Below are 25423 nucleotides of genomic sequence, written 5' to 3'. Positions count from 1 at the left end.
CGCGATAAATCCGGCTTAACCGCCGAACTGCTCCGGATCGGGACCGAGGCGTTTTCCTTGATCCAGTTTTGCGATCTCGCCTAATTCATCTTTATCGAGACGGAAATCCCAGACAGCAAAGTTTTCCGCGATACGGGAAGGGGTGACGGATTTCGGGATGACGACCAGCCCGCAGTCCAGATGCCAGCGAATAACGATCTGGGCGGGCGTTTTGCCGTATTTATCCGCCAGCTCGCGAATCACTTTCTGATCGAATACGCCTTCGCCGCCCTGCGCCAGCGGGCTCCAGGACTCAGTCTGGATTTTATGCGTCGCATTCCACGCATGTAGCTGGCGCTGCTGCATCAATGGGTGTAATTCGATCTGGTTTATGACGGGGGTAACGCCGGTTTCATCAATCAGACGCTGGAGGTGATGGATCTGAAAGTTACAGACCCCGATACTCTTTACCAGCCCCTCTTTTTGCAGCGCGATCATGCCCTTCCAGGCTTCCACATAGTGATCGATAGCCGGTACTGGCCAGTGCATCAGATAGAGATCGAGATAATCAAGCTGAAGTTTTTTCAGACTCTCCTGCAGGGCTTCGCGGGAACGTTTTTGATCGTCATTCCACAACTTGGTGGTGATAAACAGCTCTTCCCGCGCCACGTCCGCTTCTTTTAGGGCTTTGCCGACGCCTTCTTCATTCTGATACGCTGTGGCGGTATCAATTGATCGATAGCCCACCTCCAGCGCTTTATGAATCGCGGTGATCACCTCTTCATTACTTGCTTTCCAGACTCCCAGCCCAAGTTGTGGCATTATGTTGCCATCCTGTAGCCTGATAATGGTTGGATTAGCCATGATGCGTTCCTCTTTTAATTGGCTCGCCGGAGTCGGTCCCGGCGAGACTAAGTGACTTAAGTCTGGACGAAATGGCCAAAAACGAAAGTCAGAGGCAAAAAAAGCTTAGCGTGCCGCTTCGTAAATCCGACGACTGACATCCAGCGTAATGTCCTGATTTTCACCTAAATTTTTGCATCCATGCGCCTCAAGTTTGGCCAGTAGCGCCGGAATAGAACTGCCATCCAGACCGTAATCGGACAGGCGGGTAGGCACGCCCATTTGTTCGAAGAAATGGCGAGTGGCGGCAATGGCGGCATCAATACGCTCGTCGTCGGAACCGTCGGTGATATTCCATACACGTTCAGCGTATTGCAGGAGTTTTGCGCGTTTAACGTCGCGTTTTTCGTTCCATAGCGCAGGCAGAATGATAGCCAGGGTCTGGGCATGATCGAGACCGTGCATCGCGGTAAGCTCATGACCGAGCATATGTGTCGCCCAGTCCTGCGGAACGCCTGCGCCAATCAGGCCATTCAGCGCCTGGGTGGCGGCCCACATCACGTTAGCGCGGACGTCATAGTTTTCAGGCTCTTGCAGCGCTTTGGGACCTTCTTCGATCAGTGTGAGTAAAATGCCTTCGGCGAAGCGATCCTGAATTTTTCCGTGAACCGGGTAAGTGACGTACTGCTCAACGGTATGGACGAAAGCATCCACGACGCCGTTCGCAACCTGGCGCGGCGGTAATGTATAAGTGTAGACCGGGTCGAGTACGGCGAACACCGGTTGGACGAACGAAGAGTGAAAAGCCTGTTTGTCGCCAGTGGTCTTACGGGAAATGACTGCGCCAGCGTTCGATTCTGAACCAGTTGCCGGCAGGGTTAGCACGGACCCCATCGGGATCGCGCTACGAATCTTAGTACCGCCAGTTTCCAGAATGTGCCATGGATCGACGCCGTCCGCATACTGCGCCGCTGCGGCGATAAATTTGGTGCCGTCCAGTACGGAACCACCGCCAACGGCCAGCAGGAACGTAATCTTTTCGTCGCGTACAAGCTGAACAGCCTTCATTAGCGTTTCATATGACGGGTTCGGTTCGATACCGCCAAACTCCCGAACGTCAAGCCCTTGTAATGCTTCCTGAACTTGCGCCAGTACACCGGTTTTTTTCACGCTACCGCCTCCATAGGTAATCAGCACGCGGGCGTCCTGCGGGATCTGATCGCGGAGATCGACGATAGCGCCTTTACCAAACAGAATGCGGGTAGGGGTATGTAATTTAAAATTGTTCATTGCTCACTCCCTTGTGTGGGTAAAAAGAGGGCAGGCGGCTGTCCGCCTGATGGTCATCATTGTGGTCTTGTGATGTATGTCTCTCAATGCACATTTCTGCCAATGTTTTGCCTATTTCTCCAGAATACTGGAGAAAATCGCTAAAAATGCGCACAATCCGGCGGAGTGAATTTGATAAAAAAATGGCGTGCTATGAATCGTGAAGCAATTTGCTTACAGTTAGCGAATAAAATTAATCATTTGAAAAATAATGATAAAATAATCAGCGAACGGCTACCGGGCATTCGTCTATTATATGGTGCTGAACCGGGGCCGCGCACGCCGGTTATGTATCAGCCTGGCATCATATTTCTCTTTTCTGGTCATAAAATTGGCTATATTAATGAGCGCGAGTTTCGTTACGACGCTAATGAATATCTCTTACTGACCGTGCCGCTCCCTTTTGAATGCGAGACCTACGCGACGCCGGAGATACCGCTGGCCGGAATCCGGCTCGACATTGATGTGCTGCAACTGCAAAAGCTGCTTATGGACATTGGCGAAGATGAGCGCTTCCAGCTTCCGATGACAGCCAGCGGAATTAACTCCGCCACGCTGTCGGACGAGATTTTATGCGCAGTAGAAAGGTTGATGGATGTAATAGAACGCCCGCTGGATGCGCGGATCCTGGGAAAACAGATTATTCGCGAAATCCTTTATCATGTGCTGATGGGGCCGCGCGGCGGGGCGCTGCTTGCGCTGGTTAGCCGCCAGACTCACTTGAGCCTGATCAGTCGCGTACTTAAACAGATCGAAATGAAATACACCGAGAACCTGAATGTTGAGCAACTGGCGGCAGAAGCGAACATGAGCGTGTCGGCGTTTCACCATAATTTTAAGGCGGTTACCAGTACCTCGCCGTTGCAGTATTTAAAAAGCTACCGGCTGCATAAGGCAAGGATGTTGATAATTCACGACGGTATGAAGGCCAGCGCCGCGGCGATGCGGGTCGGCTATGAGAGCGCATCGCAATTTAGCCGGGAGTTTAAACGTTATTTTGGCGTTACGCCGGGCGAAGATGCGGCAAGAATGCGGATAATACAAGGGAACTAAGTTGGTTATCCCGGCACAGATCAGCGAAGCGCAACCGGGCCATTCTGGCCGATCATGGATAAGTCAGGCATTACAGTATTTCTTTTTAATCAACACGACCAGCGTACCTAACAACCCGGCAACCAGCAGCGCGACGGGAAGGATCATTAAAAATGTCATTACCTGATGTTCATGACGCTTAACAAACGGAATCATACTGAGCGCGTAGCCGAAACTGGTCACAACGGTCACCCACAGCAGGCCGCTTAACCAGTTAAAAAACTGAAACCGGCGGTTGGAAAGACCGGAAATGCCCGCCATTGTTGGCAACAGAGTACGTACAAATGCCAGAAAGCGTCCGACAAGCAACGCTAACAAACCGTGACGGTCAAACATGCAGGTGGCGCGCTGATGATATTTTGCAGGAAGCTGCGCCAGCCAGCCTTTGACGGTGCGCGTATTACCGAGCCAGCGTCCCTGGATATAACTTAGCCAGCAGCCGAGGCTGGCCGCGGCGGTAAGAATGCCAATCGTTGGCAAAAAATGCATCACGTCCTGGGCGATCAAGGCGCCTGCCAGCAATAGCAGGCTATCGCCGGGTAAAAATGACGCTGGCAACAGACCGTTTTCTAAAAATAGCGTGGCGAACATGACAAAGTAAACGACGCTAACAACGTGTGGATTCGCCAGCGCGGCAAAATCATGTTGCCAGAGCGCAGCGATAATATCTTGAATGACAGCCATGAACTTTCCTGTGGAACAGCGTTTACGCTTTTATGTGCCTATTGTACTCCTGAATCGCCCGGAATGCCTGATCCCGGACGCTACAAATGCAGACTTTTCCACGGAAATTGTCTGCATATATGTCTATCTGCGGCAACTTTACACAATTCTGGCGAATCCGGCGGCTAAATCAGCGATTAAATCATCAACATTCTCTAAACCAATATGCACCCGAATCAGCGTACCGGTAAAATCTACGCCGCCTGCCGGGCGAATTGCGGCGATCTGTTCCGGCTGATTGGCGAGAATCAGCGACTCGAACCCTCCCCAAGAGTAGGCCATACTGAACAGCGAAAAGTTATCCAGGTAGGCCGATAATTCCGCATCGGTCAGCTTTTTATTGAGTACGAAGGAGAACAGACCGCTGCTGCCTGTAAAGTCTCGTTTCCAGATCGCATGACCCTGGCTGCCCGGCAGGGCCGGATGGTTAACGCGCGCGACCTGAGGATGATTTGTCAGCCATGCGGCGATTTTTAGGCTGCTTTCATGGTGCTGGCGCAACCGGACGCCAAGCGTGCGAAGGCCGCGGCTGGTCATGTAAGCCGTGTCGGCGTCGAGCATTTGCCCCATCAGATAGGCGCTTTCCCGCAATTGTTCCCAGCAGCGCGCATTTGCGACGGCCGTACCGACCATCGCATCAGAATGACCAATCAGATACTTCGTGCCCGCCTGGATAGAGATATCGATACCGAACTCAAGCGCTTTAAACAGAATGCCTGCCGCCCAGGTATTATCAATCATGATGACGGCTTTTGGCGCGACGCGTCTGACTGCGCTGACAATAGTCGGTATATCATGTACTTCCATGGTAATAGAGCCGGGAGATTCCAGAAATACGACTTTCGTATTCGGCTGAATATGTTGAATAATATCAGCGCCGATGAGCGGATCGAACCAGCTTGTCGTCACCCCCAGCTTGCCGAGAATTTTGCTGCAAAAATTCTGGCTGGGTTCATAAGCCGTGTTGGTCATCAGGACGTGGTCGCCCTGTTCAACGAATGCCAGGATGGTGTTGGCGATCGCCGCTGCGCCGCACGGGAAGAGCGCGCATCCGGCACCGCCTTCCAGCTCGCACATGGCTTCCTGGAGCGAAAAGTGGGTTAGCGTTCCCCGACGTCCGTAGAATAATTCGCCGTTGGCGCGATTGCGGGTGGCATGTTTTTTGGCCTCGATGGTGTCAAATACCAGTGAAGAAGCGCGTTGAATCACACTATTCACTGAGCCAAGCGTGTATTTTTTGCTGCGTCCTGCGTTTACCAGTTTTGTATCCAACTGTTTATTCGTCATATTGAGCTTCCTGATTTTATCCGTCTGGATGTCTAAACTAGCATGAATATGACAATATGCACCTTGGCGACGAGTGATACAGATGAAAATTTTGCCAAAATAAAAACAGGTGACTTTTTTAATGCTTAAGCGCAAAGAAAAAGCATCAAAGGTGCGGCAATATGTAAATAGTAATGAGAACGACTATCAATTCGACGTTGTTTTGATATTATTATGCTCAGATTTTGTGATTTGCGTCCTGGAGATTCAGAGTGGGTAATAATTTGATGCAGACGGATCTTTCCGTCTGGGGTATGTATCAGCACGCCGATATTGTCGTGAAGTGCGTGATGATTGGTCTGATCCTGGCGTCGGTCGTCACCTGGGCTATCTTTTTCAGTAAAAGCGTTGAATTTTTCTCTCAGAAGCGCCGCTTAAAGCATGAGCAACAGCAATTAGTTGATGCGCGTTCCTTAGATCAGGCTGCCGACATCGCAGCAGGTTTCAGCGCAAAAAGCCTCAGCGCGCAGCTCATCAATGAAGCGCAGAATGAACTGGAACTCTCTCAGGGCAGCGAAGATAACGAAGGGATTAAAGAACGTACTGGTTTCCGTCTGGAACGTCGCGTCGCGGCGGTTGGTCGCTACATGGGACGAGGCAACGGTTATCTGGCGACGATTGGCGCTATTTCCCCGTTTGTCGGGTTGTTTGGCACCGTATGGGGCATTATGAATAGCTTCATCGGTATTGCGCAAACGCAGACCACCAATCTGGCGGTGGTCGCGCCTGGTATTGCGGAAGCGCTCCTGGCGACGGCGATTGGGCTGGTGGCCGCGATCCCGGCCGTCGTCATTTACAACATCTTTGCGCGTCAGATAGGGAGTTACAAAGCGACGCTGGGTGATGTGGCGGCGCAGGTACTGCTGCTACAAAGCCGCGATCTCGATCTGAATGCGAGCGCCTCCGCGCAGCCGGTACGCGCCGCGCAGAAATTACGGGTAGGATAATGCGTCATGGCAATGCGTCTTAACGAGAATCTGGACGACAACGGTGAAATGCATGAAATCAACGTGACGCCGTTTATCGATGTCATGTTGGTTCTGCTGATTATCTTTATGGTAGCTGCGCCGCTGGCGACGGTGGACGTCAAAGTGAATCTGCCCGCTTCTACCAGTACGCCGCAGCCGCGCCCGGAAAAACCGGTTTATCTGTCGGTGAAAGCGGATAACACCATGTTTATCGGTAACGATCCGGTGACGGATGACACGATGATTGCCGAGCTAACGGCCCTGACGGAAGGAAAAAAAGATACCACGATTTTCTTCCGCGCTGATAAAACCGTAGATTATGAAACCCTGATGAAAGTAATGGATATGCTGCATCAGGCGGGTTATCTCAAGATTGGTCTGGTCGGTGAAGAGACCGTGAAAGCGAAATAAGTATTCTGCTGACGCTGTAGGCCGGGTAAGGCGCAACCGCCATCCGGCTTTTTATTGCCTAAGATGGCGCTTTGCTTAACAGAATTGCGCCATCTTAATCTACCGAATCCGTTAACCTAAATGTTCCCCGCCGCACACGCCGTGGACTTCTGCGGTAACGTAACTTGATTCCTGACTTGCCAGATAGACATACACTGGCGCCAGCTCTGCCGGTTGACCGGCTCGCTTCATTGGCGTTTGCTGACCAAACTGTGGAATTTTATCCTGCGTTTGACCGCCGGAAATTTGCAACGCTGTCCAGATAGGACCTGGCGCGACAATATTCACGCGAATTCCTTTTTCCGCCACCTGCTTCGCCAAGCCGCGACTGTAATTGAGGATCGCCGCTTTGGTTGCCGCATAGTCCAGCAGGTGTGGACTGGGCTGATATGCCTGGATAGACGATGTAGTGATAATGCTGGCACCTTCCGGCAGCAGCGGAATTGCTTCCTGGGTTATCCAGAATAGGGCAAAAACGTTAACGGCGAATGTTTGCTGAAATTGCTCGCTGGTCAGATCTTTTATCTCCGGGATTGCCGTCTGTTTACCGGCTACCAGCGCCAGAATGTCCAGCCCCCCAAGCGTTTCACGCGCCTTGTATACCAGCGAACGGGCGAAAGATTCGTCGCTGAGATCGCCTGGCAGTAATACCGCTTTACGACCGCACTCCTCAATCAGCGCTTTAACTTGCTGCGCATCCTCTTCTTCCGCTGGCAGATAGTTGATCGCGACATCCGCGCCTTCACGCGCGTAAGCGATGGCGGCAGCGCGCCCAATCCCTGAGTCGCCCCCTGTCACCAGTGCCTTACGATCTTTAAGGCGACCACTGCCGACATAACTTTTTTCGCCGCAGTCAGGAACAGGCGTCATTTTCGCCTGCACGCCGGGCGCCGGCTGTTTTTGCTTAGGATATTCACCGGTGTAATACTGCGTGGTAGGGTCGTATAGATGAGACATTGAGCTTCTCCCTTCAGGTTGAACACCCTTTAAGCGTAGACACTTTTGCTACCGTAAGAGGGAGAATCAGAACGATCCTTATGCTTCGCCCGTATTCACAACAGAGTTAACCAGCCATGAAGGCTATTTTTCTTGCCGTGCGACGGTAGCGACGCTGCGCGTCTGGTAATCGCCATCGGAAAGCTTGCGCGTCAGGCGTAAGGTTGCCGTCTCGCGAGCCAGCAAATGTTGCCAATTGCTTTCAAGACGAGACATAATTTTTTCTCGTAATTCAGGATGCTGCTCGATAATAGCATTGATGGTCGCGCCATAAATTTCCTCTTTGACCTGTAACGCATAAATCTCCCGTCGGTTTTGCCACTTCAGGCGCACTAACGCCGCTGGTATGGAGACCACCTCCTGCGTTACCTTTTCCAGCGTGGCATTTTTACTGGCGATTAGCGCTGCAATATTTTGCTTTAAGATAAATTCATCACTTTTATGGTTATCTAAAGCCAAATAAACGTTATTGTCTTCAACCTCTTTCATCTTTATCTTCCAGTGAATAAAATAGCGGCGTGTTGCTCTCGCGAGTGATTAAATTAAGCCAAATGGCATTGCCTTTTTCATTTATCATTGCGGTTTTATCCGCCAGTATTTTACTTAGCGTTTGGGCATCAATATCGCCTTCTTCCTGTAGTGCGTTTATAAGGCGGGCAAACGTTTCAATTTTAGCCACACAATACAGACGTTCTCTAATATGACGGTCACGTTCTTCAAATAATACGTTTCTGGGTTGCCCGGCAGTGTTAGCGCTAATTAAAATATCAGGCTTATAATCGCTGAGTTTTATCTTTCCCTGAGTCAAATTTTTACTGTTTTCTGTGGCTTCAGGGGGCGGCGATGACAGGCGAAAATGAGAGGAAACCAGATGCTCAGGAAGCATGACTAAATATCCTTTACGATCAGTGGTATACTATTTTTAATAGTGTAGGTTTCGTTGACAATAGCATGGTGTAATTTTAAAATCAAAAAAATGGAGCCTGCTATGAACAGTATTTTTTATTCTGTAATTATATTGCTATTACTTACTGGCGCGATACTCTTCCTGATGTGGGAGGTTAATAAAAAACGTCCTGGTGGGGACATAGTAAATTTAAATCAAACTGAGCTCATGACAAAGGAAGAGGGTGAAGATCATTTTTCAGTATTAATGAATTCGATAACGCCGGTGTGGTACTGGCGTGTTAACCATGAATATATCGATTTCCTTCATGCAACGATAAAGCGAATGACAATGACTGAGTTGAATGAAACGCCTGGATTATTTGACGCTCAACGCCGTTGCAGCGACCTTAACTCTGCCGTCTATAAGTATTACGACAATATTAAGAAGCGTTGCCTGAACGGTGAAAAGGTACCGTATTCGGATTTGGATGTCCTTAATTTACGTCAGTGTTTCCGTGAGCTGAGCCTTGAAGCCTACCCGGCGCTGGTGGCGCTGGTATGGCCTGAATATCAGCGCCCACAGATTAAACCGGATGAGATTTAACTGACATGTTGATCTGATGTTGCGTGGTCGGCATATACCGTTGCTGGTTTTAGTTATCTGGCAGGTCTCTATGGAACGCTTCCTTGAAAAACGTAATGTATGCGTCTCGCTGGCTGCTCGCGCCGGTGTATTTTGGCCTCTCTTTGGCGCTTCGCTTTAGCTATAAAGTTCTTCCAGGAAATTTTACACGTTCTGCCGAACGTCTTTGCCCTTGCGGAGGCCGATCTGATCCTGGTGTTGTTATCCTTGGTTGATATGACGCTGGTCGGCGGGTTGCTGGTGATGGTCATGTTCTCTGGGTATGAAAATTTTGTCTCTCAGTTGGATATCTCTGCGGGCAAGGAGAAGGCTGGGGAAAATGGATGCGACGTCGCTAAAAAATAGGTGGCGGCATCGATAGTCGCCATCTCTTCTATTCACCTGTTACGCGTATTTATGGATGCGAAAAACGTCCCGGATAACAAATTAATGTGGTACGTCATCATCCATCTGACCTTTGTCCTGTCGGCGTTCGTGATGGGCTATCTCGACAGGTTGACGCGGCATAACCATTGAGCCGTCGTCAACGGTGAACCAGTCGGGTAAAGGATGATGAGCCTGGCTGTAAACGCCGCGTCTTTAACGACGGATAACTACCTTGCTTCTGCCTTACGCAATATTTCTTCTACATCCAGTCATTTGCTAAATAATAATACTGACAGATTTTCTCTGTGTTCACAGGTATATAACATTTGTAAGCGCGTAAACGGCGATCATCGTAAAAAAATGGAGAATGCATTATATATTCTCCGCGCCTTGCCGATAACGAGAGTACGTCATCGTCTGATGACTAATCTCTTATATTCAGCAAGGAAATTCATATGCGTTTGCTGCAAAACTTTACTATTCGTATGGTCATGCTGACGATACTGGGGCTTTTTTGTCTACTCTGGTCGGGGGTTGGTTTATACAGCGTCCATGCATTATCCGAAGTTTCCGAAGGAAATTATATTGACCGACATCTTGTGCGGCAAATGACTGTGTTAAGCCAGGGTAACGATCAATATTTCCGCTTTGTCACCCGCCTTAGCCGCGCGATGGATGTAAAAATCGGCGGCGGTACGCCCGATTTTGCGCCTGCTCAACAGTCGCTCGATAACATGCGTAAAAAGCTGGAGGAGATGAAAACGTTGTCGCCAGGAACGATGAACCCTGATATCTCAATAGCGGTGTTGTCCAACTGGCAGGCTTTGCTGGAGAAAGGCGTGATCCCTCAAATGCAACTGGCGCAGCACGGATCGCTGACCGCATGGAGCGAACATGCCAGTACGGTTACACCAGATCTCAGCCGCGCGTTTGGCGCCAGCGCGGAACGGTTTAATCATGAAGCTGGCGTAATGCTGGATCGCACCCGCATGATGGTCGATGGCAAAACCTATACTATCCGCATCCTGCTTATCACGGCGGTGATTCTGGGCATTGCCATCCTAATTTTCACCGATCGCTATCTGGTTACCATGATGGTGAAGCCGCTGGAGCGCATCCGTCAGCAATTTCAGCGCATCGCGCAAGGCGATCTTAGCCAGCCGATTGAAACGTTGGGGCGTAACTGCGTAGGTCGGTTGGTGCCGCTACTGCGCGCAATGCAGGACAGTTTACGGGAAGCCGTGAGTACGATTCGCGCCGGAAGCGACAATATCTGGCGCGGCGCGACGGAAATTTCTACCGGCAATAACGATCTCTCTTCCCGAACGGAAGAACAGGCCGCCGCGCTGGAGGAGACTGCTGCCAGCATGGAGCAGCTTACGGCAACGGTGAAACTGAATGCCGATCACGCCCGCCAGGCCAGTAAGCTTGCGGATGCCGCCTCGGTAACGGCAGGAAAAGGCGGTGAGCTGGTTTCCGATGTGGTGAAAACGATGGACGGTATTTCCACCAGTTCGCAGCAAATCGCCGAAATTACTACGGTAATTAATAGCATTGCTTTCCAGACCAATATTCTGGCATTGAACGCAGCGGTAGAAGCGGCCAGAGCGGGCGAGCAGGGACGCGGCTTCGCGGTGGTCGCCGGTGAGGTACGTAACCTGGCCAGCCGCAGCGCGGGGGCGGCGAAAGAAATTGAAGCCTTAATTGGCGAATCGGTACGCCGCGTAGAGCAGGGCGCGCAACTGGTCAAAGAAACTGGGGCGACGATGGACGCCATTCTGCGCGGCGTCACGGAAGTGACGACGATTATGAAACAGATCGCGTCCGCCTCCGAAGAGCAGAGTAAAGGAATCTCTCAGGTTGGCGTGGCGATCACGCAAATGGATAGCGTTACGCAACAAAACGCCGCGCTGGTCGAGCAGGTTTCCGCGGCGGCGGCGGCGCTGGAGCGGCAGACGGAGGATTTGCAACGCTCCGTACAGCAGTTCCAGCTTTCCGCTAATGAGCCGCAACAGCGCGCAACGGCGAAAGCGGCGCCTGGCGTTCAGAGAACGGCGTCGGTTCCCGCGCAGACTACTGATGAATGGGTTGCTTTCTGATGTGATGCAAAAAAGCGCGTAATGCTCTGGCCTTCATTTAATTAGTCGCTATATAATTTATTGTATAGCGACTGAGGAGGTCAGATGAATAATCATTTTGGAAAAGGGTTAATGGCCGGGTTGAATGCGCCATATGCATATAGCGCGCATAATGCGGTGAATTTCTGTTCTGATTATAAACGTGGCTTTGTATTAGGTTTTACGCACCGTATGTTCGAAAAGACCGGCGATCGCCAACTTAGCGCGTGGGAGGCCGGAATTCTGACGCGTCGCTATGGTCTGGATAAAGAAATGGTGATGGATTTTTTTAAAGAGAGCCAGTCCGGGATGGCGGTTCGCTTCTTCATGGCAGGTTATCGACTCGAAGGTTGATCCAACAGGGGTATTATCTTGCTTTAATTAATTACACTATCGCCTCTTCCCTTCGTTTTACTGTTCCGTCGAAGTATTATGGCGCACATAACCATAAAAAAAGTGTGGTAAATGGCGCACCGATCGCAATAACTTCTTCGCGAACAGTGCAAAATAAAAGCCAGGTCTTCGTAACGGAATAACTATAAAATGACTGGAGATAATACTCTCATCACTTCTCACGGCATTAACCGTCGTGATTTCATGAAGCTTTGTGCAGCACTGGCCGCTACTATGGGGCTCAGTAGCAAAGCCGCCGCAGAAATGGCAGAGTCGGTATCCAATCCACAGCGTCCGCCCGTTATCTGGATTGGCGCTCAGGAGTGTACCGGCTGTACCGAATCACTGCTTCGTGCTACACACCCAACCGTCGAAAATCTCGTTCTGGAGACCATCTCTCTGGAATACCACGAGGTACTTTCCGCCGCGTTCGGCCACCAGGTCGAAGAAAACAAACATAACGCTCTGGAAAAGTATAAAGGGCAATATGTTCTGGTGGTGGATGGTTCTATCCCATTAAAAGATAACGGTATCTACTGCATGGTTGCCGGCGAGCCGATCGTGGATCACATCCGCAAAGCCGCTGACGGCGCAGCCGCGATTATCGCTATCGGTTCCTGCTCGGCATGGGGCGGCGTTGCTGCGGCTGGCGTAAACCCAACCGGCGCTGTCAGCCTGCAGGAAGTCTTACCGGGCAAAACGGTTATCAATATTCCAGGTTGCCCGCCAAACCCGCATAACTTCCTGGCGACCGTCGCGCATATCATTACTTACGGCACGCCGCCGAAGCTGGATGCGAAAAATCGCCCAACCTTTGTCTATGGCCGTCTGATCCATGAGCATTGCGAACGTCGTCCACACTTCGACGCCGGCCGTTTTGCCAAAGAATTTGGCGACGAAGGCCACCGTCAGGGGTGGTGTCTCTACCATCTTGGCTGTAAAGGGCCGGAAACCTGGGGCAACTGCTCTACGTTACAGTTTTGCGATGTCGGCGGCGTCTGGCCGGTGGCGATCGGTCATCCTTGCTATGGCTGTAACGAAGAAGGCATAGGATTCCATAAGGGCATTCACCAGCTTGCTCATGTCGAAAACCAAACTCCGCGTTCAGAGAAGCCTGACGTCAATATGAAAGAAGGCGGCAATATTTCTGCGGGCGCCGTCGGTCTGCTTGGCGGCGTGGTAGGCCTGGTTGCCGGCGTTAGTGTGATGGCGGTACGTGAACTGGGGCGTCAGCAAAAGAAAGATAACGCTGACTCACGGGGAGAATAACCGTGAACAGACGTGACTTTATTAAAGCAGCCTCCGGTGGAGCATTGCTGTTGGGCGCCGCGCCGTCCGTCAGCCATGCGGCTGCAGAAAACCGTCCGCCGATTCCAGGTTCGCTGGGAATGCTGTATGACTCCACTCTGTGCGTGGGCTGTCAGGCCTGCGTCACAAAGTGTCAGGATATCAACTTCCCGGCGCGTAACCCGGAAGGGGAGCAGACCTGGTCAAACAACGACAAGCTGTCGCCGTATACCAATAACATTATTCAGGTATGGCGCAGCGGCACGGGCGTGAACAAAGATCAGGAAGAGAACGGCTATGCCTACATTAAGAAACAGTGTATGCATTGTGTCGATCCTAACTGTGTTTCCGTTTGTCCGGTGTCGGCGCTGAAAAAAGATCCGAAAACCGGCATCGTCCACTATGACAAAGATGTTTGTACCGGCTGCCGTTACTGTATGGTCGCCTGTCCGTACAACGTACCTAAGTACGACTACAACAACCCGTTTGGCGCGCTTCACAAGTGTGAGTTGTGTAACCAGAAAGGTGTTGAGCGTCTGGATAAAGGCGGTTTGCCAGGGTGTGTGGAAGTTTGTCCGGCAGGGGCCGTCATTTTCGGTACTCGTGAAGAGCTGATGGCGGAAGCGAAAAAACGTCTGGCCCTCAAACCAGGCAGTGAATACCACTATCCGCGCCAGACGTTGAAAACGGACGACACTTATCTGCATACGGTGCCTAAATACTACCCGCATCTCTACGGTGAAAAAGAGGGCGGCGGTACACAGGTGCTGGTGCTGACAGGCGTTCCTTATGAAGATCTGGATCTGCCGAAGCTGGATGACCTTTCAACCGGAGCGCGCTCCGAGCATGTTCAACACACGCTTTATAAAGGCATGATACTACCCCTGGCTGCGCTGGCGGGCTTAACCGTGCTGGTTCGTCGTAATAGCAAAAACGACCATCACGATGGAGGAGACGATCATGAGTCATGATCCAAAACCGCTGGGCGGAAAAATCATCAGTAAACCGGTCATTATTTTTGGACCGTTAATCGTCCTGTGTATGCTCCTTATCGTGAAGCGTCTGGTCTTCGGTTTGGGTTCCGTTTCCGACCTGAACGGCGGTTTCCCGTGGGGCGTCTGGATTGCCTTTGACCTGTTGATCGGCACCGGCTTTGCCTGCGGCGGTTGGGCGCTGGCATGGGCGGTGTATGTCTTTAACCGTGGGCAATACCACCCGCTAGTGCGTCCGGCGTTGCTGGCAAGCCTGTTTGGGTATTCGCTGGGCGGCCTGTCGATCACTATTGATGTCGGTCGTTACTGGAACCTGCCGTATTTCTACATTCCGGGGCACTTCAACGTGAACTCGGTACTGTTTGAAACGGCGGTCTGTATGACCATCTACATCGGCGTGATGGCGCTGGAGTTTGCGCCGGCCCTGTTTGAACGACTGGGCTGGAAAGTGTCGCTCAAGCGTCTGAATAAAGTGATGTTCTTTATTATCGCGCTGGGCGCGCTGCTGCCGACGATGCACCAATCCTCAATGGGGTCATTGATGATCTCGGCGGGCTATAAAGTGCATCCGCTATGGCAAAGCTATGAAATGCTGCCGCTGTTCTCGGTTCTGACCGCGTTTATCATGGGCTTTTCCATTGTTATATTTGAGGGTTCGCTGGTTCAGGCGGGCCTGAAAGGAAACGGTCCTGACGAGAAAAATCTGTTTGTTAAGCTGACGAATACCATCAGCGTGCTGCTGGCGATTTTCGTGGTCCTGCGATTTGGCGAACTGATCTATCGCGACAAGCTGTCCTATGCGTTTGCCGGCGATTTTTATTCCGCCATGTTCTGGATTGAAGTCGTCCTGATGGTCTTCCCGTTAGTGGTGCTGCGCGTGGCGAAACTGCGTAATGACTCTCGTATGCTGTATCTGTCGGCGCTGAGCGCGCTGTTGGGCTGCGCGACGTGGCGTTTGACCTATTCGCTGGTGGCATTCAACCCCGGCGGCGGCTACCACTACTTCCCGACATGGGAAGAGTTATTGATTTCTATTGGTTTTGTGGCTATTGAGATTTGTGCATACATCGTACTCATTCGTCTACTGCCGATACTTCCTCCTTTAAAACAAAACGATCATAATCGTCATGAGGCGAGCAAAGCATGAGCCAGAGAATTACTATTGATCCGGTAACCCGTATTGAGGGGCATTTACGCATTGACTGCGAAATTGAGAACGGCGTCGTATCTAAAGCATGGGCATCCGGCACCATGTGGCGCGGTATGGAAGAGATCGTGAAGAACCGCGATCCGCGCGATGCATGGATGATTGTGCAGCGTATTTGCGGCGTTTGTACGACGACTCATGCGATCTCCTCTGTTCGTGCGGCGGAAAGCGCGCTGAATATTGATGTTCCCGTTAACGCGCAGTATATCCGTAACATTATTCTGGCGGCGCATACCACCCATGACCACATTGTCCATTTCTACCAGCTCTCTGCGCTGGATTGGGTAGATATTACTTCTGCATTGAAAGCCGATCCGGCAAAAGCCTCTGCAATGTTGGATGGCGTGTCGAGTTGGCATCTGAACAGCGCGCAGGAATTCACGAAAGTTCAGAACAAGATCAAGGATCTTGTCGCCAGCGGCCAGTTGGGTATTTTCGCTAATGGCTATTGGGGACACCCGGCAATGCAGTTACCGCCGGAGGTCAACCTGATTGCGGTCGCCCACTACCTGCAGGCGCTGGAATGTCAGCGTGACGCCAACCGCGTGGTGGCGTTGCTGGGCGGTAAATCGCCGCACATCCAGAACCTGGCGGTTGGTGGGGTGGCGAACCCGATCAATCTCGACAGCATCGGTACGCTGAACCTTGAACGCTTGATGTACATCAAATCGTTTATCGATAAGCTGAGCGATTTTGTCGAGCAGGTGTATAAAGTGGATACTGCGGTGATCGCGGCCTACTACCCGGAGTGGCTGGAACGCGGCAAAGGCGCGGTGAACTACCTGAGCGCGCCGGAATTCCCGACCGACGGTAAAAACGGTAGCTTCCTGTTCCCTGGCGGTTACATTACTAATGCCGATCTGTCGACATACCGTCCGATCACCTCTCACTCCGATGAGTTCCTGATTAAAGGTATTCAGGAGAGCGCGAAGCACGCCTGGTATAAAGATGAAGCGCCGCAGGCGCCGTGGGAAGGCACCACCATTCCGGCTTACGACGGTTGGTCGGATGACGGTAAATACTCATGGGTCAAATCACCGACCTTTTACGGTAAAACCGTGGAAGTTGGGCCGCTGGCGAACATGCTATGTAAACTGGCTGCCGGTCGTGAATCCACACAGACTAAGCTGAATGAAATCATTGCGCTTTATCAGAAGCTGACTGGCAAAACGCTGGAAATGGCGCAGCTTCACTCTACGCTGGGCCGTATCATCGGGCGTACCGTTCACTGTTGTGAACTGCAAAACGTATTGCAGAATCAATACAATGCGCTGATTGTGAATATCGGCAAAGGCGACTACACCACGTTCGTGAAGCCGAACATTCCGGCAACGGGCGAGTTCAAAGGCGTGGGCTTCCTGGAAGCGCCGCGTGGTATGCTGTCTCACTGGATGGTAATTAAAGACGGTATTATTAGCAACTATCAGGCGGTGGTGCCATCAACCTGGAACTCCGGCCCGCGTAACTTCAACGATGACGTGGGGCCATATGAGCAGTCGCTGGTCGGTACGCCGATCGCCGATCCGGCTAAGCCGCTGGAAGTGGTGCGCACGATTCACTCCTTTGACCCTTGTATGGCGTGTGCGGTGCACGTTGTGGATGCCGATGGAAACGAAGTCGTCTCGGTGAAGGTTTTGTAATGCGGATATTAGTCTTAGGGGTCGGCAATATTTTGCTGACCGATGAAGCCATCGGGGTGCGTATTGTTGAAGCGTTAGAGCAACGATACACCCTGCCGGATTTCGTTGAGATTCTGGATGGCGGTACGGCGGGAATGGAACTTCTTGGCGATATGGCGAGTCGGGATCATTTGATCATCGCTGACGCCATCGTGTCGAAAAAGAACGCGCCGGGAACCATTATGGTACTGCGCGACGATGAAGTTCCGGCGCTGTTCACCAACAAAATTTCCCCCCATCAGCTTGGACTGGCCGACGTCTTGTCGGCCCTCCGCTTTACCGGCGAGTTTCCGAAGAAACTGACCCTGGTCGGCGTTATTCCACAGTCGCTGGAACCGCACATCGGCTTAACGCCAACCGTAGAAGCGATGATTGAACCTGCGCTTGAGCAGGTTCTTGCCGCGCTGCGTGAATCCGGCGTGGAAGCAATTCCTAAGGAGACGGCGCATGTCTGAAGCGTTTTCGGGATTCGACACGGCGCCCGTCGCCCGGGTTCAGGCGGCGTTTGAAGAGATAGCCCATCGTTCGATGCACGATCTTTCGTTTCTGCATCCGAATATGCCGGTGCATGTCTCTGATTTTACGTTGTTTGAAGGGCAATGGACGGGCGCGGTAATTACGCCGTGGATGTTGAGCGCGTTAATCTTCCCTGGCCCGGACCAGATCTGGCCGGTGCGTACCATCGGTGAAAAACTCGGTCTGCAACTGCCTTATGGCACGATGACCTTTACCGTTGGCGAACTGGAAGGCATTTCGCAATATCTCGCCTGCTCGTTGATGTCGCCGCTTTCCCGTAGTCTGTCGCCGGAAGAGGGCGTTCGGCTGGCGGATGACTGCGCGCGAATGCTGTTGTCCCTGCCGGTAAGCAATCCTGATGCGCCGCAGACAAGTCGGCGTGCGTTGCTGTTTGGCCGTCGGAGCGGTGCGAATGCATGAACTGTCCCTTTGCCAAAGCGCCGTTGAAATTATCCAACAGCAGGCGGAACAGCACGGCGTGGCGCGCGTTACTGGCGTATGGCTGGAGATAGGCGCGCTTTCGTGCGTTGAAGAGCGCGCGGTTCGTTTCAGCTTTGACATCGCCTGCCAGGGGACTTTAGCGCAAGGGTGCGAATTGCACATCGACTACAGACCGGCCCAGGCCTGGTGCTGGGATTGCAGTCAGGTGGTGGAAGTTCTCAGGCATGACGCGCAGTGTCCGCATTGCCATGGCGATCGCCTGCGGGTGGATACCGGCGATTCGTTGAAAGTAAAAAGTATTGAGGTCGAATAACCCGCATTTTATTCCAGGTGGTTAATTATGTGTATTGGCGTCCCCGGTCAGGTGCTGGCCGTCGGTGATGATATTCACCAGCTTGCGCAGGTGGAAGTGTGTGGCATCAAACGTGATGTTAATATTGCTCTGATTTGTGAAGGTAAGCCAGCCGAGCTGGTGGGGCAATGGGTACTGGTACACGTTGGTTTTGCGATGAGCATTATTGACGAAGACGAAGCGAAAGCTACCTTAGATGCGCTGCGCCGCATGGAGTATGACATCACCAGCGCGTAACCCTCTTAATCACCTCTATTATAATCCCGTGGCTGAATATGGCTTTGTCTGTTCGGTAGCAGAAAATCGGCTTGCCGATTTTCTGCTGTTATCACGGGCGAGGCTGATTCTCGTGCAACATGGGTTTAGTTAAACGCTGAATAACACAAACTCGTAAGCCTGATAAGCGAAGCGCCATCAGGCAATACAATGCCGGATGTCAACATTAAAATCTTATCCGGCATCATGGGTTAGCTCTGACGTTTGTCTTCAGTATTTGTATCAAAGTCGCTGGCGCCGTGGCGTTCGTGAAGTTGTTCGTTCAACGGTCCGTTGGTTCGGTTGACAATACGCCCCCGCTTTACCGCTGGACGCTCGGCTACCTGTTTCGCCCAGCGTTGCACGTTTTGATAACTTCCGGCATCCAGAAATTCCGCTGCGTCATAGACATTCCCCAGCACCACGTTGCCAAACCACGGCCAGATCGCCATATCGGCAATCGTGTACTCATCGCCTGCAACGTATTGATTATTCGCCAGTTGCTTATCCAGAACGTCCAGCAGACGCTTGGCTTCCATGGTGAAGCGATTAATGGCGTACTCAATTTTTACCGGCGCATAATGATAGAAATGACCGAAACCGCCGCCGAGGAACGGCGCCGCGCCCTGTAGCCAGAACAACCAGTTAAGGGTTTCTGTGCGCTTAGGTAGATCCTGCGGCAGGAAATAGCCAAACTTATCCGCCAGATAAACAAGAATCGCGCCCGACTCAAAAACCCGAATCGGCGGATTATGTGAGTTATCGCGCAGCGCCGGGATTTTTGAGTTCGGATTGATGTCAACAAAGCCGCTGGAGAACTGATCTCCCTCGCCGATGCGAATCAACCAGGCGTCATATTCGGCGCCGGTCACGCCCAGCGCCAGGAGCTCTTCCAGCATAATGGTCACTTTTTGGCCGTTAGGCGTTCCCAGCGAATAGAGCTGTAACGGGTGTTTGCCGACGGGCAGCGTTTTGTCGTGCGTCGGGCCGGAAATCGGGCGATTAATGTTAGCGAACGCGCCGCCGCCGGATTTATCCCACGTCCAGACTTTTGCGGGTTGATAAGTATTGTCTGCCATGTTGACCTGCCTTCAAAGTGGGGGTGTTGAAGCAGTGTAGCAGTTCGCTAACCTGGTATTTAACCGATTGGGACATTCCGGCGAGTGAAATCTTAACCTTCTGGCCTCAGCGTACCTTATTGAGGTGTATGATTATGTCGACCTCTGTCCGGTTAGTGTCACAGAGCAGACAATCAGAGCGAAATCACGCCAGGCTGCTCAGGCGGTATTGTTTTGAGGTAAGGTGCATGAGCAAAGGAACCACCAGTCAGGATGCCCCCTTTGGGACATTATTGGGCTACGCCCCCGGCGGCGTAGCGATCTACTCTTCAGATTACAGCTCCCTCGAGCTGCGGGACGACGACGATGCCGCTTTTCGTAGCTACATTGACGATGAATATATGGGGCATAAATGGCAGTGCGTAGAATTTGCCCGCCGTTTTCTCTTTCTGAATTATGGCGTTGTTTTTACTGACGTCGGCATGGCCTGGGAAATCTTCTCGCTGCGTTTTCTGCGCTAGGTCGTGAATGACAATATTTTGCCATTGCAGGCCTTCCCGAATGGTTCGCCGCGCGCGCCGGAGGCCGGGGCGCTGCTTATCTGGCAAAAGGGCGGCGAGTTTAACGAAACCGGTCACGTCGCGATTATCACCCAACTCCTGGATAACAAAATTCGTATTGCTGAGCAAAACGTTATCCACACGCCATTGCCGCCAGGGCAGCAGTGGACTCGCGAACTGGAAATGGTAGTCGAAAACGGGTGTTACACCCTGCGCGACACCTTTGACGACACGACGATTTTAGGCTGGATGATCCAGACCGATGACACGCAATACAGTTTGTCGCAACCTGACATCGCTAATCAGTCGCTGGCAATTCGCGGCGCAAGGCTGCCAGAGAAAGGTCAGTTTGACGGTCAGTGGCTGGATGAGCGCGATCCGTTACAAAAAGCCTATGTGCAGGCGAACGGACACGTTATTAATCAGGACCCGCACCAGTATTTTACGATCACCGAGAACGCTGAACAGGAGCTTATCAAAGCGACCAATGAGTTGCATTTGATGTACCTGCACGCCACGGATAAAGTTCTAAAAGATGATAACCTGCTGGCGCTATTCGATATTCCCAAAATTCTTTGGCCGCGCCTGCGTCTCTCCTGGCAGCGCCGTCGTCACCATATGATCACTGGTCGTATGGATTTCTGCATGGATGAACGCGGGCTGAAAGTCTATGAATACAATGCCGATTCCGCATCATGTCATACCGAAGCGGGATTAATTCTCGAAAAATGGGCCGAGCAGGGCTATACCACCGACAAAGGACATAACCCGGCGGAGGGGTTAATTAACGAGCTAGCGGGCGCCTGGAAACACAGTAAAGCGCGTCCTTTCGTCCATATCATGCAGGATGACGATATCGAGGAGGACTATCACGCGCAGTTTATGCAGCAGGCGCTGCATCAGGCCGGTTTCGATAGCAAAATCCTCCGTGGGCTTGGCGAGCTGCGCTGGGATGAAGCCGGTCAGTTGATCGACGGCGACGGGCGGCTGGTGAATTGTGTCTGGAAAACCTGGGCGTGGGAAACAGCGATAGAGCAGATCCGCGAAGTCAGCGAGACGGAGTACGCCGCAGTGCCTATTCGTACCGGACACCCGGAAAATGAAGTCAGGCTGATTGACGTATTACTGCGCCCGGAAGTGTTGGTGTTTGAACCTCTCTGGACGGTGATCCCCGGTAACAAAGCGATCCTGCCCATCCTGTGGTCGCTCTTCCCGCATCATCGCTATTTGCTCGACACGGATTTTACCGTCAACGATGAACTGGTGCAGACTGGCTACGCGGTAAAACCGATTGCCGGACGTTGCGGTAGTAATATCGATCTGGTGAGTCATCAGGAAGAGCTACTGGATAAAACCAGTGGGAAATTTGCGACGCAAAAAAATATCTATCAGCAGTTATGGTGCCTGCCTAAGGTCGCCGGGAAGTATATTCAGGTCTGTACTTTTACCGTGGGCGGTAACTACGGCGGTACGTGTCTGCGTGGCGATGAATCACTCGTCATTAAAAAAGAGAGCGATATTGAACCGCTAATCGTCATCAAGACGTAACGGGGTCTTTCTCGTCGGGATATCGGCATGGGTGCCGATATCCTGGGCGGTTGAGCTTAACGAAAATCGGTTGTCTGCCTGTTATTTGTTTGTAGCATCTGAGAAATATTATCATAAATTATTCTTAACGTTTCTGGTGTGGGCGGCGACGCTATCTGCGTTGACGTATACATTTCCTGATTTTCGTCTAATCGGTGCTCTTTGCGACCGGTTACGTTGTTAGCACACTTTGTGTTTAGATCATGCCAGTTTTCCTGGTAAACGGACAACACAATATTTCGACAAGTCCGGATAATATTATTGAACATATAAAAAGTTTACGTTAAGTTATTTTTCTATCCAAAAAAATTGCGTTTAACCCTGACTGCAATCTTCAGACAGATATCCAGATAAAACTAATTAAATGCAATTAATTATTATTATGACATGGCCCACAGCCTTGTAAGCACTATTTCTGTGTAACATAAAAATCTTTACATTATTGCTATTAAGAGCATTATTGAATAGTTTATTCTGTAATTATTTAAATTTAGTGGACGTTTTGTCTTATTCTATTGAACATATGATTATGGCAGATGACTTTCGATTTTTCATTATGTTAGCATGAGTTGATAATACTTTATCCAGGCATAGAATAGGATGTCCACATATAATAAGGAGAATGGTATATGTTTAAAAAAGTATTAGGTTTGCGCCATTGGAATAATAATGTTGTAAAAATACCGCCGCCAGCAGAATCTGGCGCTAATGCGTCTGACATCGCGCTGGACACCCCTCAGCCTTATGAGCGAATACTGTGCCAAAAAATTCTGATGGGGATCTCGACGATCGACATCATTCGCAATGCCATCATAAAGTCCTGTGAACAGTTAAATATTGAAAAAGAACGTATTAATGAACTTAACGAACAGAATGATAAAGCCAGAAGTTCATTAAAATCGCTCGTGGAATTCATTACTGAAATTGGTACTACTTCATCAGATATTGGCTGTCGTATGGGCGACTTAAATACCTCTTTAACGCAAATTAACGCTTGTATTAAAGAGATACAGAAAATCGCTAACCAGACCAACCTGATAGCGATTAACTCCGCGATCGAGGCCGCGCGCGTAGGGGATGCCGGACGTGGTTTTAGCGTTATTTCGAAAGAAGTAAAAAACTTATCCGAGGATGTTAAACACAGTTCGAAAAGTGTAAGTACGCTGACGTCTGTAATCAAAGATAATACGGCCAGGGTGAGTGAGGTGCTTGATAATCAACAACCGGTTATTGATAATATTACGACCAACATAAATGAAATTGTGGAGTCTATTGGCATCGTCATTGATAAATCGTTGAGCATGAAATCGGTCATGCAGTACATCTCTACGGTGCAGTTTTTGAATATTGTCAAAGTTGACCATGTTATCTGGAAAATGGAAGTCTACAAATTACTCTTAAATAAAGACATAAACAGTCAAATAACGATGCACGATCAATGTCGACTGGGGAAATGGTATTACGGCTTTGAAGGTCAGCAGTTTAGCAATTACTACAGTTTTCGTAGCCTGGAAGCGCCGCATAAAGAGGTGCATACGGCTGGTCACTCTGCGCTGAACTATTTTGCCGCAGGCGATATGAATGCGATGTCGCAAGAACTCGACAGAATGGAGCGTTCCAGTAATGAGGTTGTTAACCAACTGGAAATGCTGGCTGTCGATTTATTAAAAGAAACGGCCCCCGTAACGCATTAAGCGCTGACCCACCGGACCCGGCATTTACGCCGGGTCACGCTCCTGTCTGGTATGACGCCTTTAGCCAACAACCCTCCCTTTTACCGCCTACACCATTGGGCCGTCATATATTATGTCAATAATCGACGTCTGGCTGCGGCCGCTCATCTCTTTCAGCCACGGTGGGCAGGTCATGCTGCGCCATTTATTTCCTGGCGTGAGAATAAAAAAGCCGCCGGGCTGGATATCCACGGCGACTCTGTTTGTTATGCTCACGCATTAATAGCGATTATTTTATCGCGAAATAATGCTGGGCGTTATTAAAACAGATATCCTGAACCATACGGCTTAGCATCGCTTCATCATCAGGAATCTCTCCGTCCTGCGCCCACTGTCCCAGCAGGTTACAGAGAATACGACGGAAATATTCATGCCGCGTATAAGAAAGGAAACTGCGGGAGTCGGTCAGCATCCCGACAAACTGACTTAACAGCCCCATCTGCGACAGTTGCTCCAGTTGGCGCAGCATTCCGTCTTTCTGATCGTTAAACCACCAGCCGGAACCAAACTGCACTTTCCCGGCAATCCCCGGCCCCTGGAAGTTGCCTGTCATGGTCGCCAGAACTTCGTTATCGCGTGGGTTCAGGCAATAGAGAATAGTCTTAGGCAGTTCATTCGTCACGTCCATACTGTCGAGTAAACGGGAGAGCGCCCAGCTAATGTTATTATCGCCAATGGAGTCAAAACCTGTATCCGGTCCCAGCAGGCGGAACATACGGGTATTATTGTTACGGATCGCGCCAATATGTAGCTGCATTACCCAGCCGCGCGCGGCGTACTGACGACCCAGCCAGCCCAGCACCGCCGTGGTAAACTGGGCGATCTCAAGTTCGCTCAGCGTTTCTCCAGCCAGACGTTTGCCTAGAATAGCGTCAAGTTGCGCGTCGTCGGGCACCGGCGCAAATCGCAGCGTTTCAATGCCATGATCGGACGCGCGGCAGCCGCAGGCGGCGAAATGGTCGAGGCGGCGAGTGAGCGCCTGACGTAAGTCGTCGAAACGGGTAATGCTGACATCTGCCGCCGCTTCCAGTTTCCTCAGGTAATCGACAAAGCCGTCCAGTTCAATTTTAAAAGCTTTGTCGGGGCGCCAGCTTGGCGCGACTTCAATACCAAAGCTGTCGTCGGCGGCTATCTGACGGTGGTACGCCAGAGAATCTATCGGGTCGTCGGTTGTTCCGACCATCCGCACATTCATCTGCTGCATAAATACCGCGCGCGGAAAAGGCCGGCGTCGCCAGTTTCTCATTACACTGCGTCCAGATACTTTCAGCGGTATCCGGTCCGAACAGAGTATCTGTAATGCCAAATGGGCGGCGTAGCTCAAGGTGCGTCCAGTGATACAGCGGATTACCCAGCGTTTTCGGTACGGTATTAGCCCAGGCCATATATTTTTCATAATCACTGGTCTCTTTACCAGTGATCAGCGATTCATCTACGCCTGCGCTTCGCAGCGCCCGCCATTTATAGTGGTCGCCCTCCAGCCAGATCTGTCCGAGATTATCGAAACGGCGATCGTCGGCGATTTCCTGCGGGCTTAAATGGCAGTGGAAGTCATAAATCGGCATGGGCGCGGCGTACTTATGGTACAGCGTCCGGGCAATGTCGTTTTTAAGTAGAAAATCTTTAGTCATAAACGTAGTCAT

At 51.1% G+C, this 25423-nt stretch carries 23 protein-coding genes and 4 pseudogenes; 18 read left to right on the top strand and 9 right to left on the bottom strand.

Annotation, left to right across the window (positions count from 1 at the left end; all coding sequences use genetic code 11):
* Nucleotides 1–15: 15 nt before the first annotated feature.
* Nucleotides 16–843: a 2,5-didehydrogluconate reductase DkgA gene (gene dkgA, locus F4V61_RS09765; protein WP_038397620.1), complete on the bottom strand. Its 828-nt coding sequence runs from the start codon at nt 841–843 to the stop codon at nt 16–18.
* Nucleotides 844–948: 105 nt separating this feature from the next.
* The gene (yqhD, locus tag F4V61_RS09760) at nt 949–2112 is read right to left on the bottom strand and encodes an alcohol dehydrogenase (protein WP_038397621.1); all 1164 of its coding nucleotides are present in this window, start codon (nt 2110–2112) and stop codon (nt 949–951) included.
* 192 nt (nt 2113–2304) lie between these two features.
* Here yqhD and F4V61_RS09755 point away from each other — a divergent pair, with 192 nt between their 5' ends.
* A complete protein-coding gene (locus tag F4V61_RS09755) occupies nt 2305–3204 on the top strand; it encodes an AraC family transcriptional regulator (RefSeq protein WP_136655643.1) in 900 nt (299 codons plus the stop codon).
* Nucleotides 3205–3267: 63 nt separating this feature from the next.
* On the opposite strand, the gene yghB is transcribed toward F4V61_RS09755, so the two are convergent.
* On the bottom strand, nt 3268–3927 hold the full coding sequence (yghB, locus tag F4V61_RS09750; RefSeq protein WP_000268443.1) for a DedA family general envelope maintenance protein YghB: 660 nt from the start codon (nt 3925–3927) through the stop codon (nt 3268–3270).
* A 138-nt stretch (nt 3928–4065) separates the two neighbouring features.
* On the bottom strand, nt 4066–5253 hold the full coding sequence (gene metC, locus F4V61_RS09745; protein ID WP_000182634.1) for a cystathionine beta-lyase: 1188 nt from the start codon (nt 5251–5253) through the stop codon (nt 4066–4068).
* A gap of 251 nt (nt 5254–5504) precedes the next feature.
* On the opposite strand from metC, the gene exbB reads away from it, so the two are divergent.
* Nucleotides 5505–6239, top strand: a complete 735-nt coding sequence (exbB, locus tag F4V61_RS09740; RefSeq protein WP_000527854.1) for a tol-pal system-associated acyl-CoA thioesterase — start codon at nt 5505–5507, stop codon at nt 6237–6239.
* Between the two features lie 6 nt (nt 6240–6245).
* A complete protein-coding gene (gene exbD, locus F4V61_RS09735; RefSeq protein WP_001251475.1) occupies nt 6246–6671 on the top strand; it encodes a TonB system transport protein ExbD in 426 nt (141 codons plus the stop codon).
* Nucleotides 6672–6782: 111 nt separating this feature from the next.
* Here exbD and F4V61_RS09730 read toward each other — a convergent pair whose 3' ends face one another.
* From F4V61_RS09730 to F4V61_RS09720, 3 genes are all read right to left on the bottom strand, one after another.
* On the bottom strand, nt 6783–7667 hold the full coding sequence (locus F4V61_RS09730; protein WP_080160932.1) for an SDR family oxidoreductase: 885 nt from the start codon (nt 7665–7667) through the stop codon (nt 6783–6785).
* A 123-nt stretch (nt 7668–7790) separates the two neighbouring features.
* Nucleotides 7791–8195, bottom strand: coding sequence for a hypothetical protein (locus F4V61_RS09725; RefSeq protein WP_000665649.1), 405 nt, complete (start codon nt 8193–8195; stop codon nt 7791–7793).
* Nucleotides 8182–8592, bottom strand: a complete 411-nt coding sequence (locus tag F4V61_RS09720; protein WP_038397623.1) for a hypothetical protein — start codon at nt 8590–8592, stop codon at nt 8182–8184. The genes F4V61_RS09725 and F4V61_RS09720 overlap by 14 nt, the downstream gene beginning before the upstream one ends.
* 102 nt (nt 8593–8694) lie before the next feature.
* On the opposite strand from F4V61_RS09720, the gene F4V61_RS09715 reads away from it, so the two are divergent.
* The 13 genes and pseudogenes from F4V61_RS09715 to F4V61_RS22375 all read left to right on the top strand — a co-directional run.
* Nucleotides 8695–9198 (top strand): ESA_00282 family adhesion-associated protein, encoded by a 504-nt coding sequence (locus tag F4V61_RS09715; protein WP_038397624.1) that lies wholly within the window; start codon nt 8695–8697, stop codon nt 9196–9198.
* A 70-nt stretch (nt 9199–9268) separates the two neighbouring features.
* Nucleotides 9269–9753: pseudogene (locus F4V61_RS09710) on the top strand (TIGR00645 family protein).
* A 305-nt stretch (nt 9754–10058) separates the two neighbouring features.
* The gene (locus F4V61_RS09700) at nt 10059–11702 is read left to right on the top strand and encodes a methyl-accepting chemotaxis protein (RefSeq protein ID WP_058345426.1); all 1644 of its coding nucleotides are present in this window, start codon (nt 10059–10061) and stop codon (nt 11700–11702) included.
* Between the two features lie 84 nt (nt 11703–11786).
* Nucleotides 11787–12074, top strand: a complete 288-nt coding sequence (locus F4V61_RS09695) for a DUF2623 family protein (RefSeq protein WP_001059142.1) — start codon at nt 11787–11789, stop codon at nt 12072–12074.
* Between the two features lie 189 nt (nt 12075–12263).
* Complete coding sequence (hybO, locus tag F4V61_RS09690) at nt 12264–13382, top strand: hydrogenase 2 small subunit (protein WP_080160933.1); 1119 nt, start codon at nt 12264–12266, stop codon at nt 13380–13382.
* Between the two features lie 2 nt (nt 13383–13384).
* Nucleotides 13385–14371, top strand: coding sequence for a hydrogenase 2 operon protein HybA (gene hybA, locus F4V61_RS09685; RefSeq protein ID WP_001081721.1), 987 nt, complete (start codon nt 13385–13387; stop codon nt 14369–14371).
* Nucleotides 14361–15539: a Ni/Fe-hydrogenase cytochrome b subunit gene (gene hybB / locus F4V61_RS09680; protein ID WP_000017678.1), complete on the top strand. Its 1179-nt coding sequence runs from the start codon at nt 14361–14363 to the stop codon at nt 15537–15539. Before hybA ends, hybB begins: the two co-directional genes overlap by 11 nt.
* Entirely contained in the window at nt 15536–17239 is a 1704-nt protein-coding gene (gene hybC, locus F4V61_RS09675) for a hydrogenase 2 large subunit (RefSeq protein ID WP_080160934.1), read from the top strand. Before hybB ends, hybC begins: the two co-directional genes overlap by 4 nt.
* Complete coding sequence (locus F4V61_RS09670; RefSeq protein ID WP_001221962.1) at nt 17239–17733, top strand: HyaD/HybD family hydrogenase maturation endopeptidase; 495 nt, start codon at nt 17239–17241, stop codon at nt 17731–17733. Before hybC ends, F4V61_RS09670 begins: the two co-directional genes overlap by 1 nt.
* Nucleotides 17726–18214, top strand: coding sequence for a hydrogenase-2 assembly chaperone (gene hybE, locus F4V61_RS09665; protein WP_038397626.1), 489 nt, complete (start codon nt 17726–17728; stop codon nt 18212–18214). The genes F4V61_RS09670 and hybE overlap by 8 nt, the downstream gene beginning before the upstream one ends.
* The gene (gene hypA, locus F4V61_RS09660) at nt 18207–18548 is read left to right on the top strand and encodes a hydrogenase maturation nickel metallochaperone HypA (RefSeq protein WP_000544947.1); all 342 of its coding nucleotides are present in this window, start codon (nt 18207–18209) and stop codon (nt 18546–18548) included. Before hybE ends, hypA begins: the two co-directional genes overlap by 8 nt.
* A 27-nt stretch (nt 18549–18575) precedes the next feature.
* Complete coding sequence (gene hybG / locus F4V61_RS09655; RefSeq protein WP_000334891.1) at nt 18576–18824, top strand: hydrogenase maturation factor HybG; 249 nt, start codon at nt 18576–18578, stop codon at nt 18822–18824.
* Between the two features lie 19 nt (nt 18825–18843).
* Nucleotides 18844–18957 (top strand): annotated as a pseudogene (locus tag F4V61_RS22375) (molybdenum ABC transporter substrate-binding protein); the annotation flags it as partial.
* Between the two features lie 97 nt (nt 18958–19054).
* Here the strand turns inward: F4V61_RS22375 and yghU are convergent.
* A complete protein-coding gene (yghU, locus tag F4V61_RS09645) occupies nt 19055–19921 on the bottom strand; it encodes a glutathione-dependent disulfide-bond oxidoreductase (RefSeq protein ID WP_058819738.1) in 867 nt (288 codons plus the stop codon).
* A gap of 227 nt (nt 19922–20148) precedes the next feature.
* Here yghU and gss point away from each other — a divergent pair.
* Together gss and F4V61_RS09635 are read left to right on the top strand one after the other, a co-directional pair.
* Nucleotides 20149–22008: pseudogene (gss, locus tag F4V61_RS09640) on the top strand (bifunctional glutathionylspermidine amidase/synthase).
* Nucleotides 22009–22676: 668 nt separating this feature from the next.
* On the top strand, nt 22677–23741 hold the full coding sequence (locus F4V61_RS09635; protein ID WP_000475248.1) for a methyl-accepting chemotaxis protein: 1065 nt from the start codon (nt 22677–22679) through the stop codon (nt 23739–23741).
* Between the two features lie 268 nt (nt 23742–24009).
* On the opposite strand, the pseudogene uxaC reads toward F4V61_RS09635, so the two are convergent.
* Nucleotides 24010–25423, bottom strand: a pseudogene (gene uxaC, locus F4V61_RS09630) (glucuronate isomerase).

This window comes from Salmonella enterica subsp. arizonae, assembly GCF_008692845.1.
GTDB classification, from domain to species: Bacteria; Pseudomonadota; Gammaproteobacteria; order Enterobacterales; family Enterobacteriaceae; genus Salmonella; species Salmonella arizonae.
Note: the sequence above shows the minus strand (reverse complement) of the source record. Positions and strands in the feature narration are given on the sequence as shown.

What these genes read in the sequence shown, in the direction of transcription:
- dkgA (WP_038397620.1), bottom strand. Translation starts at nt 843, where the DNA reads ATGGCTAATCCAACCATTATCAGGCTACAGGATGGCAACATAATGCCA.
- yqhD (WP_038397621.1), bottom strand. Translation starts at nt 2,112, where the DNA reads ATGAACAATTTTAAATTACATACCCCTACCCGCATTCTGTTTGGTAAA.
- F4V61_RS09755 (WP_136655643.1), top strand. Translation starts at nt 2,305, where the DNA reads ATGAATCGTGAAGCAATTTGCTTACAGTTAGCGAATAAAATTAATCAT.
- yghB (WP_000268443.1), bottom strand. Translation starts at nt 3,927, where the DNA reads ATGGCTGTCATTCAAGATATTATCGCTGCGCTCTGGCAACATGATTTT.
- metC (WP_000182634.1), bottom strand. Translation starts at nt 5,253, where the DNA reads ATGACGAATAAACAGTTGGATACAAAACTGGTAAACGCAGGACGCAGC.
- exbD (WP_001251475.1), top strand. Translation starts at nt 6,246, where the DNA reads ATGGCAATGCGTCTTAACGAGAATCTGGACGACAACGGTGAAATGCAT.
- F4V61_RS09730 (WP_080160932.1), bottom strand. Translation starts at nt 7,667, where the DNA reads ATGTCTCATCTATACGACCCTACCACGCAGTATTACACCGGTGAATAT.
- F4V61_RS09725 (WP_000665649.1), bottom strand. Translation starts at nt 8,195, where the DNA reads ATGAAAGAGGTTGAAGACAATAACGTTTATTTGGCTTTAGATAACCAT.
- F4V61_RS09720 (WP_038397623.1), bottom strand. Translation starts at nt 8,592, where the DNA reads ATGCTTCCTGAGCATCTGGTTTCCTCTCATTTTCGCCTGTCATCGCCG.
- F4V61_RS09715 (WP_038397624.1), top strand. Translation starts at nt 8,695, where the DNA reads ATGAACAGTATTTTTTATTCTGTAATTATATTGCTATTACTTACTGGC.
- F4V61_RS09700 (WP_058345426.1), top strand. Translation starts at nt 10,059, where the DNA reads ATGCGTTTGCTGCAAAACTTTACTATTCGTATGGTCATGCTGACGATA.
- F4V61_RS09695 (WP_001059142.1), top strand. Translation starts at nt 11,787, where the DNA reads ATGAATAATCATTTTGGAAAAGGGTTAATGGCCGGGTTGAATGCGCCA.
- hybO (WP_080160933.1), top strand. Translation starts at nt 12,264, where the DNA reads ATGACTGGAGATAATACTCTCATCACTTCTCACGGCATTAACCGTCGT.
- hybB (WP_000017678.1), top strand. Translation starts at nt 14,361, where the DNA reads ATGAGTCATGATCCAAAACCGCTGGGCGGAAAAATCATCAGTAAACCG.
- hybC (WP_080160934.1), top strand. Translation starts at nt 15,536, where the DNA reads ATGAGCCAGAGAATTACTATTGATCCGGTAACCCGTATTGAGGGGCAT.
- F4V61_RS09670 (WP_001221962.1), top strand. Translation starts at nt 17,239, where the DNA reads ATGCGGATATTAGTCTTAGGGGTCGGCAATATTTTGCTGACCGATGAA.
- hybE (WP_038397626.1), top strand. Translation starts at nt 17,726, where the DNA reads ATGTCTGAAGCGTTTTCGGGATTCGACACGGCGCCCGTCGCCCGGGTT.
- hypA (WP_000544947.1), top strand. Translation starts at nt 18,207, where the DNA reads ATGCATGAACTGTCCCTTTGCCAAAGCGCCGTTGAAATTATCCAACAG.
- hybG (WP_000334891.1), top strand. Translation starts at nt 18,576, where the DNA reads ATGTGTATTGGCGTCCCCGGTCAGGTGCTGGCCGTCGGTGATGATATT.
- yghU (WP_058819738.1), bottom strand. Translation starts at nt 19,921, where the DNA reads ATGGCAGACAATACTTATCAACCCGCAAAAGTCTGGACGTGGGATAAA.
- F4V61_RS09635 (WP_000475248.1), top strand. Translation starts at nt 22,677, where the DNA reads ATGTTTAAAAAAGTATTAGGTTTGCGCCATTGGAATAATAATGTTGTA.